Below are 15,807 nucleotides of genomic sequence, written 5' to 3' on the forward strand. Positions count from 1 at the left end.
CCCTGATGCCTGGTAAAGCCGACTTCTTCTCTCTGCCCCGCACGACCCAGTTCGCCTTTTGGCTGGGCCTGGTCTTTGTCGGGCTGGTGATCTACGATCAGCTCTTTTACTGGTCAAACATGGAGGACTACAGCTTCGGCTACCTGGTCCCGATTTTTGTGGCCTACGTCATCTACGACCGCTGGCCGAAGGTCCGCGCCCTTCTGCTGGGCGAGAATGACTCCCGGCTGGCCTCGACCAAGCCGGACTGGTTTATGCGAACGACCGAGGTGGTTTTCTACCTCGGGCTGACAACGGCGCTTTTGATGTTCCTGCTTGGCGGGCTGATCCTGGCCTCGCAGGGGCCGTCGAACCAGGGCAGCCTCCTGATGGCCGCCGGGCTGGGGGGAATCGTGCTGGGACTGGCGTTCCTGGTCGCGCGGGAGGACACCAAGGGCCGCATCCTCTCGTGGAAGGAACGGGTCGGCTTTACTTTCCTGTTCCTGTTTCCGGCGCTGGCCTGGCTGATTTCGGCTCCGATGGTCATGTATATGGACTCCACGGTGAAGCTCGTCCTGCTGGAGTGGGTGACGAAAATCGTCTTCTCGGTCTTTAACTTCCTGGGCTTCACCGTGATCCGCAGCGGCAACGTGCTGGAGCTTCCCAAGGGCGAAGTCGGCGTCGCCGATGCCTGCTCGGGGGTGCGTTCGCTGACGGGGTGTATCTTCGTCGGCTCGTTCATGGCGGCGGTCTTTCTCGACCGTTTCTGGAAAAAAGTCCTCATGGTCGGTCTGTCCATGGTCCTGGCCTTTGTCACGAATATCATGCGCAGCCTGTTCCTGACCGGCTGGGCCTATGCCTACGGCTCGGGAGCGATCGACGGCGATATTTTCCGCAATCCCCATACCTTACCCGACGGCTCGGAAAACCCGGACTTTGTCTTTGCCTCCGTGCATGACATCGCGGGCTATTCGGTCATGGGGTTGACGTTCGTTATTCTGCTGATGCTCTTGCCGATCTTCAATTTTAAGATCGCCCCTCCCGAGGAGGAGGAAGAACATGAAGAGGCCGGGGAATCTCCCCCCGGCGGCCAGCACGAACCGAACGCCTAAATGCCGCAAGCACCTTTGAAGATTCTCCAGGTCGCCCCCGAGGTGGCCCCTTTTTCCAAAGTGGGAGGGCTGGCCGATGTGGCCGGAGCCCTGACCAAGGAAATGTCCCGCGCCGGACATGATGTACGGGTCATCACGCCGCTGTACGGCTTTCTCAAGCCCTCTGAGGATTGGACGGCCGAGCCGGGCGCGTTCTCCGTCCATCTGGGCGGCAAGCGGGAGGAATTTTCCCGCCTGTGGAAAGCCACCTATCCGGGGTCGGACGCGCAGGTCTTTTTCATCGAGTACGCCAGGTACTATGACCGGCACGAGATCTATACCGGCCCGTGGGGTGGCCACAGCGACAACAACGAGCGCTTCGCCTTCCTCAGCCGGGCGGCCATCGACTACTGCCGCTCGCGCCAGTGGTATCCGGATGTGATCCACTGCCACGATTGGACGACCGGGCTCGTCCCGGTCTATCTCAACACGACCGAGTACGGCACGCCGCTGGGGCGCGCGGCCAGCGTCTTTACGATTCACAACCTCATGCATCAGGGCATTTTCGGGCGAGAGATCCTCGATTTTGCCGGGCTGCCTCCCGATGTCTTCCGCCCCGACAACCTGGAGTCGATGGGCCTGGTCAACATGATGAAGGGCGGCATCTATAACAGCACGAAGATCACCACCGTCAGCCCGCACTACGCCTCCGAAATCCAGGGGCCCGAATACGGCTGCGGGCTCAACCACGTGCTCAAGTACCGGGCCGGGGACCTGATCGGGATCATCAACGGCATCGACACCGACGAGTGGAACCCCGCCACGGACAAGCACTTGCCCGCCACTTTCAGCGCCCGCGACCTCTCCGGCAAGGCCGTCTGCAAGCGCAAGCTTCAGGAAAAACTCGGCCTTGAGCACAAGCCCGAGGTGCCCGTCTTCTGCGCGGTGGCGCGGCTGTTCGAGCAAAAGGGGCTCGACCTGCTGGCCGAAATCGTGCCGTGGATCATGAGCGAGATGAAGATCCAGATCGCCCTGCTGGGGGCCGGTGATGGCCGTCTGGAGCAGGCATTCCTTGATTTGCAGGCCCGCTATCCGGGCCGGGTGGGCGTCTATATCGGCTACAACAACGCCCTGGCCCACCTGATGGAAGCCGGGTCGGACTTTTTTGTCATGCCCAGCCGTTTCGAGCCCTGCGGACTCAACCAGATGTACTCGATGGCCTACGGGACGCTCCCCATCGTTCGCTCCACTGGCGGGCTCGTCGATACCGTCGAGCAGTACGTCGAAGGTCGCCAGCGCGGGACGGGTTTCCGTTTCGAGGAGGCCAGTGCCAAGGCGCTTTACTACGCGATTGGCTGGGCCTGCTCGACTTGGTATGATCGCCCCGAGGACTACCGCATGCTCCAGCAGAACGCGATGGGCCGGGACCTGAGCTGGACCTACTCGGCGCAGAAATACCTCGATGTGTACCACTGGGCCCGTGACGCCCGCCTGCAAGGGCTCGGCCTGCTCGAACGCGCCCAGCACGACGGCTGAGGCGAGAGCATATTCGCTTTAATCTGTCGCCTGAGGTGGGGAAATGTCTTGAAGCCTCGCCAGGCGGCAGCGGGTGTAGCGGGCTGGAAGCCCGTAAGCCCGCTGCCAACACCGCGAGCTCCAAGACAGGCCCCATCCGAAGGACTGGCTGCTTTTGGGCCCCGGCGGCGTTCCTTTCATGGGGGCAGGGCTTCTAGCCCAACCACCATGAAAGCGCCTTGCCGGAACTCAAAAGCAGCTCAGCCTCAAGCGACAGATTAAAGCGAATATGCTCTATCTGCCCGAAATACCTGTTGGAATAAGAAGGGAGCGTCTCCGCGAAGTGACGATAAACCGGGAGGGGACTTTCTTTGGTGTTCTTTATCTTAGAGCGTTTCAAATAAAGTCGTAGCCTTCACAAAAGGGTCGAATGGCTAAATGATTAAATGGTTAATTGTTATTTCCTACGTTCGGAATCCAACAATTAACAATTAGCCATTTAGCTATTCAAATTTTGTGGCTACAGTATTTTTTGAAATGCACTAAAGGCGTTGAAGGCTGGCCTGGAAGGTGGCGAATAATGGATTTTGCCAGTTTTTGGTGGAAGTCTTCTTCTGGGCCATGTTTCGCTTGCCTAGGCATGGTGCAAGCTATACCGTTGTCGGTTCCTTATCGCTGGAATTGCCCTTATGGATTGCCGCTCAGCCAAACGCCTGTACTCCTCCGACGCCCTTGAGGTGTGGTTTCGGAAGCTTTGTCAGGACTGGGAACGCGCTTTCAGCGAGGGGCAGTTGCGTGAAGGCCGTGCCTGCTACCGCGACGGCGGCATCCGAGAGATCGAGCTGACCGCCGAGGACGCGATTATCCACGGCAGCTGGCGCGATGAGGAGAGTTACGCCGTCATCGAGTGGAACCACAACAAGCTCCACGTACGCGGTTCGACCGAAGACATCTCGCGGGGCAAGTGTCTGGCCGCCGCCGGCCTCTACGAGATCGAGGAACTGATCGCGGAGGAAATTTCCCCGCTCCCGACTGAGCGGCCCAAGACCGTCACCACGAGCGATGACGAGAAGCCTGCCGCCGAGTCCTCCAATGGAGATTCTCCCCCCGTGCCCAGCGAGGGCACCCCAATCCTCAGCGATACGCGCGAGCTGCAGCTCGATTTCAGCGCCTCGGAACTGGGGTTGGACTTCGCCGTTTACTGGCTGGACAACAACGTGAAAGTCGCGGCCCTGGGCGAGGACGCGCTCACCGGGGACAGCTTGTCAGCCGCCGACCGCGAGAAGCTCATCCGGCTGGCCAACTTCGCCCGTAAGGCGGGTTTCCGCTTCTCCGGCGAGACCAACCGCTACCTGCTCGCCCGACTCGACGAGGTGCCCGGCTTCCTCACGAACGAGTTGCCCCGCTGGCGCAAGTACTTCGCCTGCCTGCTCACCCCCGACGCGCTCGCGCTCAAGAACGGCATCCGCGACCTCGACATTTCCGCCCAGGCGCACGAGATTAACGGCGAGGCCTTCGAGTTGAACTGGCGCTTCGAGCTGGACGGCGAGAACATTTCCGAGTTGGCCGCGCAGAACCGTTTTTTCCGCGGCGAGAGCCTGGTCTTCCTCAAGGGGCGCGGTCTGGTCCGGGTCAACAAGCGCCAGACCGAGGCGCTGGCCGACTGGCGTTCGTCGCTCAACCAGCAGGGCAACGGCGTGCTCCCGCTCTACCTGCTGTGCTCGCTCTTCGGGCGCGAGGAGGTGAAGCTCGACTTGAGCGAAGGGCTCGACAGTTGGCGTCGCCGCCTGACCTCGCCCGGCAGTGACAAAAAGGACAAGCTCTTGCCGATCTTGCGCCCTTATCAGCGCCACGGCTGCCATTGGCTCGCCCATCTTTGCGCCAACGGTTGCCACGGGCTGCTCGCCGACGAGATGGGCCTGGGCAAGACGCTTCAGATCCTCTCGCTGCTGGTGGCGCACCCCGTAGCGGGCAAGCGCTCTATCATTGTGTGCCCGGCCAGTGTGGTGCCGGTCTGGCAGAGCGAGCTGCGCAAGTTTTTCCCCGATCAGGTCTGCCGCATCCTGCGCAAGGACGAGAATTTCTCCGTTTCGGACGAGCCGTGCCTGTGGATCGCCAGCTACACGCAACTGCGCCGTCACAAGCCGCAACTCGACCAGGTGAACTTCGGCTACGCCGTGCTCGACGAGGCCCAGTACATCAAAAACCCGGAGGCCAAAGTCACGCAGGCGTGCATGAGCATCCGGGCCGAGCACCGGATCGCCATGACCGGTACGCCGCTCGAAAACCGCTTCCTGGACCTGTGGACGATTTTCCGCTTTCTCATGCCGGGCCTGCTCGGCAGCCGCCGCCGCTTCGAGGAGCACTACCAGGCCGACCCCGAAGGGTTTATGAAAAAGGTCGGCGTGCAGATCGCGCCCTTCGTCCTGCGCCGGACCAAGGACAAGGTGCTCAAGGAGCTGCCGGGCAAGGTCGAGAGCGATCTGGTCTGCTCCATGACCGAACTCCAGCGCCGCCTCTACGCGCAACTGGCGGAGGAGGGCGTGGCCCGCATGGGTGACAACCTCGGCGAGTACACGGCGGAAAACACCTTCAGCCTGCTGACCCTGCTGACGCGCCTGCGGCAGGTCTCCTGCGACCCGGGCCTGCTCCCGTGGATGAAGCAGACCGACTGGCAGCAGAGCGGCAAGCTGCTCACGCTGGTGGACCGTCTGCGCGAAGTCGTGGCCAGTGGCCACAAGGCCGTCGTCTTCAGCCAGTTCGTCAGCTTCCTGGACCGGGTGAAGCTGATGCTCGACATCGAGCTGCCCGGCCTGGAACTGCACACCCTCACCGGCAAGACCGCCGACCGCGCCAAGCCGGTGGAGGCTTTCCAGAGCACGAAAAATCCCGCCGTCATGCTGGTCAGCCTGCGGGCGGGGGGCACCGGGGTCACCCTCCACAGCGCCGACTACGTCTTTCTGCTCGACCCGTGGTGGAACCCGGCGGTCGAGAACCAGGCTATCGACCGCGTGCACCGCATCGGCCAGCGCAAGACGGTTTTCGTTTACCGCCTCGTCACGGCCGGGACGGTCGAGGACCGCGTCCAGCAGCTCAAGTCCAGCAAGCGCTTCCTCTTCGAGGAGACCATGCGGGCCGCTCCCGGCGGGGCCGACTTCACGCAATACTTCCACTCGCTCCACGAGTTGATCGATCTGCTGCCCGACAAGGGCGGGGATTGAGTTTGCGGGGAAGAAGAGCCGAGGCTTTTTCTCTGATGCAAGGAGAGCGGGTGACGCTGGCTGGCCGGGATCGCCAGCGATTGTTACGGTAATGTCACATTCCGGCCATTGCCTTTGCCTGCGCGGCGTGCATCTTATTTTCGTTGAACCTTTCGGTGAAACCGGCCATCTGCATGAGCTTGCGCGGATGGCGGGGATTTCCGGACGGATCAAGTCCCTGTTCTCACTCTCCGCGCGCCGTCGCCGGATTTTTCTATAAAACCAACACCCGCATGCACCCGTTTTACCAGGCTGAACTCAAGCAGATCAGACAGAATCTTGTCCTGATGGGCGAGCGTGCGATCGAGGTGGTGCGGCTGGCGGTGCAGTCGCTGGTGGAGGGCGACCCCGTGATGTCGGAGAAGGTCATCGAAATGGACGACCGGATCGACGAGCTGGAGCTGGCTATCGACAGCGAGGCCATCCGCTACATTTCCCTGCGCTCGCCGGTCGCCTCCGACCTGCGCCTGCTGACTATGGCGATGAAGGCTTGCCACGACCTGGAGCGCGTCGGCGACGAGGCGACCACCATCGCCAAGTACGCCCGGCGCATGCACGAGAACTACCCGCCGAAAAAGCTTCATGCCATCCCCGCCATGGCCGAGTTGGTCATCGAGCAGTTGCGCAACGCGATGGACAGCTTTATCGGCGACGACGCCAAGGTCGCCTACTCCGTGCCCAAGCAGGACCGCCAGATCGACGACCTGCACCGGAAGAATTACCGCGACCTCACGGCGGGCATTCGCGCTGAGCCGACGCTGACCGAGCAGTCAATCGAGCTGATTTTCGTCTCCAAGGCGCTGGAACGCATCGGCGACCACGCCACCAATGTGGCCGAGGACGTCATCTACCTGCTAGAAGGCGATGACGTGCGTCACACCGAGGCGGTCAAACGCTCGGTGCAGGGTTAAAAAGCGCAGTTGCTCTGGTCGAAGTATTCTCAAGCGAGGTGTAGCCTCTATGCACTGTTCCGTACGGGCACCTACTGCGGGTGCCATGTGTAGTCGCTGTCGAGATAGGGCAGGGCAACTTCGAGGGCGTCCTTATCCTCAAGAATATACCGGGAATAGTCCTCCTGGGTTTGCAGAACAACCCCCTCCACGGCGGCGAAAAGCCGGACCGTTTCCATAATGGGGGCTGGGAGGCGGGAAAGGTCAATTTTCATGATGGGTGTGGGGATGTTGTTCAGCATGCTTATCGGGGCCGTCCACGGACCCAGCGCAGGCAATGGGCGGGTGTCTCTGATACGAGTCCGCCATACTTGAGAGCGTCGATGATGAGGTTGTATTCCCGGGGGGTGGTTTTGCTTTTCAAACGTGCGTACAACTCATCCGACGAAATTTCCCCCGCGTCGCGGATGGCCCTCGCGATGCAGTGAAAGGTAATAACCGTTTCCGTTATCTGCTGACGGAACGCGGGAGAGCGTGAAGCTTCTGTCAGATCCTTGGGCATGGGGCGTCAGTTGCTCGAATTTTTGTTATCTGTTGGATATCTATAAACACTCTATTTAGTGCGGTGTTTCAAGCCGTAATTTACGAGCATCATATGGGAGTGCCCAATTCCTACGAAGCCCTCGTCCATAACCTGCGTCACTTGCGTGAACTCAATCACTTGACTCAGGAACAAGCTGCCGAAAAAGCGGGCCTGGACTACAAGCATTACCAGGGGATTGAGGCCGGACGGCGTCCGGAATTACGGCTCTCCACGATTGACAAGCTGGCTGCCGCCTATGGCAAAGAGGCTTGGCAACTGCTGTGGCTCGGCCCGCAGGACCGCGTCGTTATGAAGAGGCCTCCGGGCCGTCCGCCGAAGACCGCCTCCAAGGAGCAACCAGATCAGAGCCGCTCGCGCAGTCCGGTAAAATAGCTCCTGCTCTCGGGGAGTCCGCCGGGGCGGTTACGGAGCAACCATTGGGACTCGTGGCAGGAGAGCGCTTCCTCCAACTGCGGGAGAAGTGTCTCCCGGGATTTGCCCGTGCGGATGGATTCCAACCGTGCCAGTGCGAGCCGGGTCAGTCGGAGGGATTGCGCGGCCTCGTCGCGGAGCCAGTCCGCGTCCGGACAGCGCGGGCAGGCGCGTGACAGGTGCGCCTCGGCCTCATCGAGCCGGGTGGCGATGGCGACGCTCTCGACCGGAGTGATCTTCTCGGCCAGTGCGCGGACTTCGTCGATCTCGGCGAAGAGCCCTCGGAAAAGCACGCTGCGGTTATGCTGGCGATGGGTGGTGAGTGACTCGACCGAACCGAGCGCGGCCAGGGTGCGGGCAAACTCGCCGGTGGTGTCGTTGAGTAAGCGAGTACTTAAAAACTCCGGCCAGCGTTCGACGTTGGCGGCTGCGCCTTCCCAACTGTATTGAGAACCCATGACAAGTGCGGGTAGCGACAGCGCGTAAGGCTGGATGTGCCCCTGATCTCCCCAGTGGGTCAGGAGCAGACCGTGGGCTCCGTGCCGGAGGCCCTCGCGGGTGGCCAGAGCGATGTTCGCCTGGGCGGTTTCGAGTCGCCCGTGGGTGCTCAGCCAGGTGGAGTCGCCCGGGGCGACCTGGAACTCCAGTCCGGCGGCGGCCATCTGCGCGCATTGCTCGGCAAAGGGGTGATCGCGTTCGTAGCCCCAGACGACGGGAACGCTCCCGGCGGGCAGGCGATCGATCAGTTCGGGGCGCTTGAGCACGATGTCGGCCCAGAATAACATCTGGTGGCCGTGCTTTTCGACCAGTTGGCCGATCTTTTCCAGAAACTCCAGATAAATTTCCTCGATGCCCTCTGCCTCTACCTGCGGACGGCTCCAGCCCAGCCCGAGGTCGAAGGTCTCGTCGCAGCCGACGTTGACGCGGCGGCTGCGGAAGTGCGGCAGTAGCTGGGTGTAAAGTTCGTCGAGAAAGGCCAGACTGTCGGCGTTGGGTTTGAGCGTCGCGCCGTAGGGGCGGAAGTCCCCGAAGGGTGAGGTAAAGCCGTCCGGGCACTCGGCCAGGTGACGGTAGGCGGGGTGGCGCAGCCAACGTTCGAGGTGGCCGAAGGAGTTTTGGTTCGGGACCAGTTCGATGTGGCGGGCGGCGCAGGCGGCGTCGAGTTGCTCGATCTCCTCGCCGGTCAGCGGCGAGCTGTCGCGCCAGACGCTCTCATGCCCGGTGTAGGCGAAGGTGTGCTCGGTGTAGAGCTGGAGCTGATTGTAGCGCAGCGTGGCCAGCCGGTCCACCAGCCGCAGCAGCTCGTCCATCGTCGGCACCTTGCAGCGGCTGATGTCGAGCATGTACCCGCGCTCGCGGAAGGCCGGCCCGTCGCTGATTTCCAGCCGGGGAAGTTGCCCCTCCGGCGACTGTGCGCGGATCTGGGCCAGCGTGTCGTCGGCGTAGGCGAGAGCGGCTGTATCGCCTCCGGTGATTTCGATTTTGTCCGGGCCGATGCGGAGTGTGTAGTGCCCAGGAGCCAGGTTGTCATGGATTTTGGATACAAAGAGCGCGTCGTGCGGGGATGCCGTGCCGGGGTGGAGTTTCAGGCTGCGAGGCTGGGGAAACAGGTGCATGAGACTGAAAGGGTGCAGGGCATTGCCGTGAGGCTGGTGGAGGGGGATGCGTCAACTGCAAGAGAGTGCGTCGAGAGTCTTCAGGACAATGGCCTCGTCCGGGCCCAGTGTCTCGCGCACACGATAGAGCACGCGCGCGGTTTCAGCATAGTCGGCCTCCTGCCCGGTGCGCCGGTGGTAAAGTTCGCGGATGAAGCGCACGGCCCGGTCGATGAGCTTGTTGTTGGAGGGCTTGACCCAGGTCATAAGGTTGCCCTCGTATCGCCCGAGACGGCCCATGACCAGAGTCGAATGCGTGTTGAGCAGAAGTTTGAGTAAGAGGTGACGGAAAAGCAGCGGCTGTTCCGCGAGGGCGAGTTGGTGACTGACTGGCCCAAGGTTTAGTGAAATGCCGGTTTCGGATTGAAGGATGCAAAATGTATCGGAATTTTTACTACGTCGATGGGTGCGGGCTTTTAGAGAAATATCAAATCCGAGCAGGGTTTCCAGCCCGGCCACGGAGCGGCACTCTTCCCATTCCAGGCATCGCGGGGTGCGCCGCAGCAGATGTGCCCAGGCGGCGGCGGAGTCAGGTGAATGCGGCAGGCAGAGGTAGCAGAGGCTGGCCGGCTGGCCAGGCAGGCGTGTGTTTTCAAAAGCGGGCAGGGAAAAGGTCGGGGAGCGCTCGGTGGTGTCAGCCAGCACGGTGATGCCATAGGCATCGGTCTCGTAGAGGATGTGCCCACCCGCAGTGTAATGATCGCTTTCGGCCGCGATAAATTCAGCCAGAAAACCCCAGTCTGTTTTCATGGCCAGTCGGTTGAAATCCTCCAGCGCGGCGGGGACCTCTTTCGGTGCTGCGTGATGCTCCAGCGCGAGCCCGGCGGCGAGCATCTGGACCGTGCTGGCCTGCATGCGGGTACTGCCGGTCAGCGCCATCGGGCCGACGCAGAGGTTGAGTTTGTGGATACCGGGGTGCTCCAATACGCGTCGGGAACGTTCGGCCACGCGGGCCAGCGTTGTATCCGGATTACAATACAGGAACCACGGCTTGCGCCGGGAGATCGTGGCGGCGGCTTCACACGCGCCAATGACGAAAGGCGTTTCGCCGCCTTCGGTAATGGCCAGCAGCAGGTCCTTTTCGCCAAAGCCCAGTTCGCGCAACTGGCGTTCGCCATAGGCGGGAAAGTCCTCAAAGCCCTCCAGTGAGCGGATGAGCGCAGCGTCGCCCCCGGCCATGAATCCGGTGACACGCCCGGCTAATTCGGGAGGCAGTATGCCTTCGCGACTCAGGGTTTCCAGCGCGAGTGAGAGCCGTCCGGTCGCTCCGCAGCCACAAAGAAAGACGTTGCCTCCAGCGGCGAAGGTATCCCCCACGGCGGCGGCCAGTGCTTGTATGCCGTTGGCGCAGGCGGAGAGTTTTTCCAGCGCAAGGCGGTCCACCTCTTTAAGCGTGGCGACGGCCTGCGGGAGATCGTGGCGGGCGAGTTCGGAGAGGTTGCGAGTGAGGGGGTGGGGCTGCTCCGTCACGAGTTCGCCGAGGCGGAACTGGTCCGCCATGAAGAGAAATTCATCCGCGTTGGCTGCTGTTTTCATGGGGGAGAAAGGAGAATGTGTTGAGATAAAAACTATATGTTATTCGTGTGGTCAGATGAAGTCACGTAAAGTTTTTTGGGTACGGGGGGCAAGCTAGGCGATTTTGCACGAATGCCATAGGGGGTATAAAAAACGCCGGGCGATGAAGCCCGGCGTCGAATATAAATCGGATAGTATGTCGCGAACCGTGTGGTGTCGGTCAGGCTTCCACGTCCCAGCTTTGGAGGATGCGCAGGTAGTTGGCGCGCTCGATAGCTTCAGGGTTTGGGGCGTGCTGGTAGCTCATACTCCCCTTCATCTGTTCGAGCGAGTCGTACTCCTTCTCCTCCATCCACTGGGCCATTTCGTTGCGCAGCTTGGTGAGTTGCGGCAGGCCGTGGCGCAGGAGGGTGGAGACGAGCTGGATGCAGTCTGCCCCGGCCATGACGGCCTTGATCGCGTCCTCGGCGGTGTGGACGCCGCCGGTCACGGCGAGGTCCAGTTGTGTGCGACCGGAGAGGATGGCGAGCCAGCGCAGGCGCAGCAGCAGCTCGGAGGAGTCCGACAGCTTGAGCGAGGGTACGGCCTCCAGGTTTTCGATGTCGATGTCCGGCTGGTAGAAGCGGTTGAAGATGACGGCGGCATTGGCCCCCTTGTCCTCAATGCGCTTGATGAAGTTAGGCAGCGACGAGAAGAAGGGCGAGAGCTTGACTGCCAGCGGCAGCTTCACGCTCTGGCGCACCTTCTCAACGATTTCGACGAAGTTGCCCTCGACCTGTTCGCTGCTTTCCTCCGCCGAGCGGGGCTGGTAGTAGAGGTTCAGCTCCAGTGCGTCGGCTCCGGCCTCCTCCATGTACTTGGCGTACTCCGTCCAGGTACCCAGATTGGTTCCGTTGAGCGAGGCAATGACCGGGATGTCAACGGCCTGCTTGATCTCGCGGATGCGCTCCAGATACTCGTCCGGGCCGAGGTCGAACTCGTCCGCCGACGGGAAGTAGCTGGTCGCCTCGGCGAAGGAATCCTCATGGCTGAGAACGTGCTTCTGGAGGCCTTCCTCATGGTGGATGATCTGCTCCTCGAAGAGCGAGTTCATCACAATGGCGGCGGCTCCGGCATCTTCGGCCAGGCGGACGCGGTCGAGCCGGGCGGCGATGGGCGAGGCGCCGACCACGAAGGGGTGCGGCAGTTCGAGTCCGAGGTAAGTGGTTTTCAAGTCCATGATTAGTTCGCGTCTTCGTCGTTAGCGGTTCCGGCGGAGGCCATGAGCTGGTAGCGGGCGGCTTTCTCCTGCACGCGTTCCTGGGCCTGGCGGATCAGTTCGGCGGAGCGGTCGGGCTCGCTGTTCATGAGCATGCGGTAGCGCACCTCGTTTTCGATGTACTCGCGCAGCGGGATCTTCGGGGGTGGCGAGTCGAGTTTGAGCGCCGGTTCGCCGGTTAGGGTGCGCCGCGGGTCGTAGCGGTACAGCGGCCAGTGCCCGGAGGCGACGGCCTTTTTCTGCTGTTCGGGACCGAAGTTGAGGTTGTAGCCGTGGGCGATGCAATGGCTGTAGGCGATGATGAGCGAGGGCCCGTCGAAGCTCTCGGCCTCGGCCATGGCCTGGACGACCTGGCTGTCCTTGGCACCCATCGCGACGCTGGCGACGAAGACGTTGCCGTAGCCCATCGCGATCATGCCGAGGTCCTTCTTCGGGGTGGCCTTGCCGCCGGCGGCGAACTTGGCCACAGCCGCGAGCGGGGTGGACTTGGAAGACTGACCGCCGGTGTTGGAGTACACCTCGGTGTCGAGGACGAGGATATTGACATTGCGTCCGGAGGCCAGCACGTGGTCGAGCCCGCCGAAGCCGATGTCGTAGGCCCAGCCGTCACCGCCGATGCACCAGACGGACTTCTTTACGAGGAAGTCGGCCAGGTCGAGCAGCACGCGGCTTTCAGGCGTGTTGACCAGTTTGAGGCGGTTTTTGACCACCGCGACGCGGTCGCGCTGGGCGAAGATCTGCTCCTCGGTCTGCTGCGGGGCGTGAAGGATTTCACGCACCAAATTGTCCCCGAGTTCGGAGGCGCAGCGCTGGAGGTAGTGGCGGGCGATGTCGCCCTTGCGGTCAGCGGCCAGACGGATGCCGTAGCCGAACTCGGCGTTGTCCTCGAAGAGGGAGTTGGCCCAGGCCGGGCCGCGTCCGTCGGCGTTCTTGGAGTAGGGCGTGGTGGGCAGGTTACCCCCGTAGATGGAGGAGCAGCCGGTGGCGTTGGCCACCAGGAGGCGGTCGCCGAAGAGCTGCGTGAGGAGCTTGATGTACGGGGTCTCACCGCAACCGGCGCAGGCGCCGGAGTACTCGAAGAGCGGTTCGCGCAACTGGCTGTCCTTGACGGTGAGGCCGAGTTCGGCGCGGGGCGGAGCGGGCAGGTCGAGGAAGAAGTCGTAGTTCTTGCGTTCGCGTTCCACGCAGTCCTCGTGCGGCTCCATGTTGATGGCCTTGCGGCGCGGGTTGGCCTTGTCTTTGGCCGGGCAGATGGTGACGCACAGCCCGCAGCCGGTGCAGTCCTCGGGCGCGACCTGAATGGTGAAGAGGTTGCCCGGGTTGTTGCGGCTGCGGAAGGCGGTAGATCGGAACTCTTCCGGTGCGTCCGCGGCGGCTTCCTCGGGGTAGTACTTGGCGCGGATGGTGGCGTGCGGGCAGATCATGGCGCACTTGCCGCACTGGATGCAGATTTCCGGGTCCCAGATCGGGATCTCGGTGGCGATGTTGCGCTTTTCCCAGCGGGCGGTGTCGGTCGGCCAGCACCCGTCGATGGGCAGCGCGCTGACCGGCAGCCGGTCGCCTTCGCCACGCATCATGATCGCGGTGATATTTTTGACAAAGTCCGGGGCCTCGGCGGCGACGGTCGGCGGAATGACATCCTCCGAGGTCGGGGTGGCCGGGAGCGGGATCTCGTAAAGGTTGGCCACGGCGGCATCGACGGCGGCGTAGTTCTTCTGAACGATGGCCTCGCCCTTTTTGCCGTAGGTTTTCTTAATCGCCTTCTTGATCTGCGCGATGGCTTCGTCCTTGGGCAGGATGCCCGAGATGGCGAAGAAGCAGGTCTGCATGATCGTGTTGGTGCGCCCGCCCATGCCGGCTTCCTTGGCGACGTGGTAGGCGTCGATGGTGTAGAGCTGGACGTTTTTGCGGATCATGGCCTCCTGCACTTCGTGCGGGAGGTGGTTCCAGACCTTTTCGGGGCCGTAGGGCGAGTTGAGCAGGAAGACGGCGTTTTCGGCGGCGTACTTGAGCAGGTCGTACTGGCGCATGAACTGCCACTGGTGGCAGCCGACGAAGCGGGCGTTTTTGATCAGGTACGGGGCCTGGATGGCGCGGGGGCCGAAGCGCAGGTGCGAGACGGTCATGGCGCCGCTCTTCTTGCTGTCGTAGACGAAGTACGCCTGGGCGTAATTGTCGGTCTCCTCGCCGATGATCTTGATGGAGTTCTTGTTCGCCCCGACGGTGCCGTCCGAGCCCAGGCCGAAGAAGACGGCGCGGAAGATGTCGGGCGCTTCCAGATCGAAGTCCTCGCTGACGGGCAGGGAGGTGTTGGTCACGTCGTCGATGATCCCCACGGTGAAGCCCGTCTTGGGCGCGTCGGCCTTGAGATTGTCAAAGACGGCCTTGGCCATCGCGGGGTCGAATTCCTTCGAGCCGAGGCCGTAGCGGCCGCCGACGACCGTGATTTCGCGGCGCAGGGGGCGCTGGGCCAGCGCGGTGATGACGTCCTGGTAAAGCGGTTCGCCGAGGGAACCGGGCTCCTTCGTACGGTCGAGTACGGCGATGGACTTGACGCTGGCCGGGATGGCGTCGATGAAGGCATCCAGCGGGAAGGGGCGGTAGAGGCGGACCTTGATCACGCCGACCTTTTCGCCGTTCTGGTTGAGCCAGTTGGCGGTCTGCTCGCAGGTTTCCGCGCCCGAGCCCATGACCACGACTACGCGGTCGGCTTCGGGGTCGCCCGCATAGTCCACGAGGCTGTAGTGGCGGCCAGTGGCCTTGCCGAGCTTGTTCATGGCCTCGGTGACGGCTTCGGGCAGGACGTGGTAGAAGGGGTTGGAGGCTTCGCGGCCCTGGAAATAGACGTCCGGGTTCTGCGCGGTGCCGTGGATAAAGGGATCGTCCGGGCTCATCCCGCGCTTGCGGAAGTCGGAGATGGCTTTTTCGTCGATCAGGTCCTTGATGACTTCCTCGGGCAGGGGCTCGTAGGTGTTGATCTCGTGCGAGGTGCGGAACCCGTCAAAGAAGTGCATGAAGGGCACGCGGCACTTGAGGGTGGCGGCGTGGCAGACGGCGGCCATGTCATGGGCTTCCTGCACGCTGTTGGAGGCGAGCATGGCGAAGCCGGTCTGGCGGCAGGCCATCACGTCTGAATGGTCTCCGAAGATCGACAGCCCCTGGGTGGCCAGGGAGCGGGCAGTCACGTGCATGCAGAAAGGCAGCAGCTCGCCGGCGATCTTGTACATGTTCGGGATCATCAGCAGCAGACCCTGCGAGGCTGTGAAGGTCGTCGTCAGGGTGCCTCCGAGAAGGGCACCGTGGACGGCCCCGGCGACCCCGCCTTCGCTCTGCATCTGGGTGACTTCCGGCACGACGCCCCACAGATTGGGCTTTCGCTGGCTGGACCACTCATCGCAATGCTCCGCCATGGGCGAAGACGGTGTGATTGGATATATGGAGATGGTTTCGCTCAAACGGTAGGCGATCTGAGCGACCGCCTCGTTGGCGTCCTTAATGGAGAGTGACTGCGTCATAGATTCATTAGTAGAGCTAACGCTTGTTTTTACCAATGACAAGGTAAACTTATGGGTCGGACCAGTTTTTACGTACGACACTGTTTTCCGGCGGCGAATCCCTGTTGTTGACAG

General features: G+C 62.1%; 10 protein-coding genes. 5 read left to right on the forward strand and 5 right to left on the reverse strand.

The genetic code is table 11. From position 1 onward, the window contains the following. Positions 1-5: 5 nt before the first annotated feature. The 4 genes from H5P28_RS10935 (at position 6) to phoU (ending at position 6,756) form a co-directional block, all read left to right on the forward strand. A complete protein-coding gene (locus H5P28_RS10935) occupies positions 6-1,091 on the forward strand; it encodes an exosortase/archaeosortase family protein (RefSeq protein WP_185675741.1) in 1,086 nt (361 codons plus the stop codon). After that, the gene (gene glgA / locus H5P28_RS10940) at positions 1,092-2,606 is read left to right on the forward strand and encodes a glycogen synthase GlgA (RefSeq protein ID WP_185675742.1); all 1,515 of its coding nucleotides are present in this window, start codon (positions 1,092-1,094) and stop codon (positions 2,604-2,606) included. It abuts the gene before it with no gap. 668 nt (positions 2,607-3,274) lie between these two features. Next, the gene (locus H5P28_RS10945; RefSeq protein WP_185675743.1) at positions 3,275-5,806 is read left to right on the forward strand and encodes a DEAD/DEAH box helicase; all 2,532 of its coding nucleotides are present in this window, start codon (positions 3,275-3,277) and stop codon (positions 5,804-5,806) included. A 272-nt stretch (positions 5,807-6,078) separates the two neighbouring features. Beyond that, positions 6,079-6,756 (forward strand): phosphate signaling complex protein PhoU, encoded by a 678-nt coding sequence (gene phoU, locus H5P28_RS10950; RefSeq protein WP_185675744.1) that lies wholly within the window; start codon positions 6,079-6,081, stop codon positions 6,754-6,756. Between the two features lie 71 nt (positions 6,757-6,827). Here phoU and H5P28_RS10955 read toward each other — a convergent pair whose 3' ends face one another. Continuing rightward, positions 6,828-7,010: a hypothetical protein gene (locus H5P28_RS10955; protein ID WP_185675745.1), complete on the reverse strand. Its 183-nt coding sequence runs from the start codon at positions 7,008-7,010 to the stop codon at positions 6,828-6,830. 350 nt (positions 7,011-7,360) lie between these two features. Here H5P28_RS10955 and H5P28_RS10960 point away from each other — a divergent pair, with 350 nt between their 5' ends. Continuing rightward, positions 7,361-7,711 carry a helix-turn-helix domain-containing protein gene (locus H5P28_RS10960; RefSeq protein WP_185675746.1) on the forward strand — a complete coding sequence of 117 codons (351 nt, stop codon included), beginning with the start codon at positions 7,361-7,363 and terminating at the stop codon, positions 7,709-7,711. Here H5P28_RS10960 and H5P28_RS10965 read toward each other — a convergent pair. The 4 genes from H5P28_RS10965 to nifJ all read right to left on the reverse strand — a co-directional run bounded on the left by H5P28_RS10965 (position 7,681) and on the right by nifJ (position 15,693). Continuing rightward, positions 7,681-9,366 (reverse strand): beta-N-acetylhexosaminidase, encoded by a 1,686-nt coding sequence (locus tag H5P28_RS10965; protein WP_185675747.1) that lies wholly within the window; start codon positions 9,364-9,366, stop codon positions 7,681-7,683. The two genes, H5P28_RS10960 and H5P28_RS10965, sit on opposite strands and share 31 nt — an antisense overlap. 51 nt (positions 9,367-9,417) lie before the next feature. Then, on the reverse strand, positions 9,418-10,941 hold the full coding sequence (locus tag H5P28_RS10970; RefSeq protein ID WP_185675748.1) for an N-acetylmuramic acid 6-phosphate etherase family protein: 1,524 nt from the start codon (positions 10,939-10,941) through the stop codon (positions 9,418-9,420). Positions 10,942-11,140: 199 nt separating this feature from the next. Next, entirely contained in the window at positions 11,141-12,139 is a 999-nt protein-coding gene (locus tag H5P28_RS10975) for a dihydroorotate dehydrogenase-like protein (RefSeq protein WP_185675749.1), read from the reverse strand. A 2-nt stretch (positions 12,140-12,141) separates the two neighbouring features. After that, complete coding sequence (gene nifJ, locus H5P28_RS10980; RefSeq protein ID WP_185675750.1) at positions 12,142-15,693, reverse strand: pyruvate:ferredoxin (flavodoxin) oxidoreductase; 3,552 nt, start codon at positions 15,691-15,693, stop codon at positions 12,142-12,144. Positions 15,694-15,807: the final 114 nt, after the last annotated feature.

Source organism: Ruficoccus amylovorans, assembly GCF_014230085.1.
GTDB classification, from domain to species: Bacteria; Verrucomicrobiota; Verrucomicrobiia; order Opitutales; family Cerasicoccaceae; genus Ruficoccus; species Ruficoccus amylovorans.

Coding starts and splice junctions, on each gene's coding strand:
- H5P28_RS10935 (WP_185675741.1), top strand. CDS start 6: ATGCCTGGTAAAGCCGACTTCTTCTCTCTGCCCCGCACGACCCAGTTC.
- phoU (WP_185675744.1), top strand. CDS start 6,079: ATGCACCCGTTTTACCAGGCTGAACTCAAGCAGATCAGACAGAATCTT.
- H5P28_RS10945 (WP_185675743.1), top strand. CDS start 3,275: ATGGATTGCCGCTCAGCCAAACGCCTGTACTCCTCCGACGCCCTTGAG.
- H5P28_RS10975 (WP_185675749.1), bottom strand. CDS start 12,139: ATGGACTTGAAAACCACTTACCTCGGACTCGAACTGCCGCACCCCTTC.
- glgA (WP_185675742.1), top strand. CDS start 1,092: ATGCCGCAAGCACCTTTGAAGATTCTCCAGGTCGCCCCCGAGGTGGCC.
- H5P28_RS10970 (WP_185675748.1), bottom strand. CDS start 10,941: ATGAAAACAGCAGCCAACGCGGATGAATTTCTCTTCATGGCGGACCAG.
- H5P28_RS10955 (WP_185675745.1), bottom strand. CDS start 7,010: ATGAAAATTGACCTTTCCCGCCTCCCAGCCCCCATTATGGAAACGGTC.
- H5P28_RS10965 (WP_185675747.1), bottom strand. CDS start 9,366: ATGCACCTGTTTCCCCAGCCTCGCAGCCTGAAACTCCACCCCGGCACG.
- nifJ (WP_185675750.1), bottom strand. CDS start 15,693: ATGACGCAGTCACTCTCCATTAAGGACGCCAACGAGGCGGTCGCTCAG.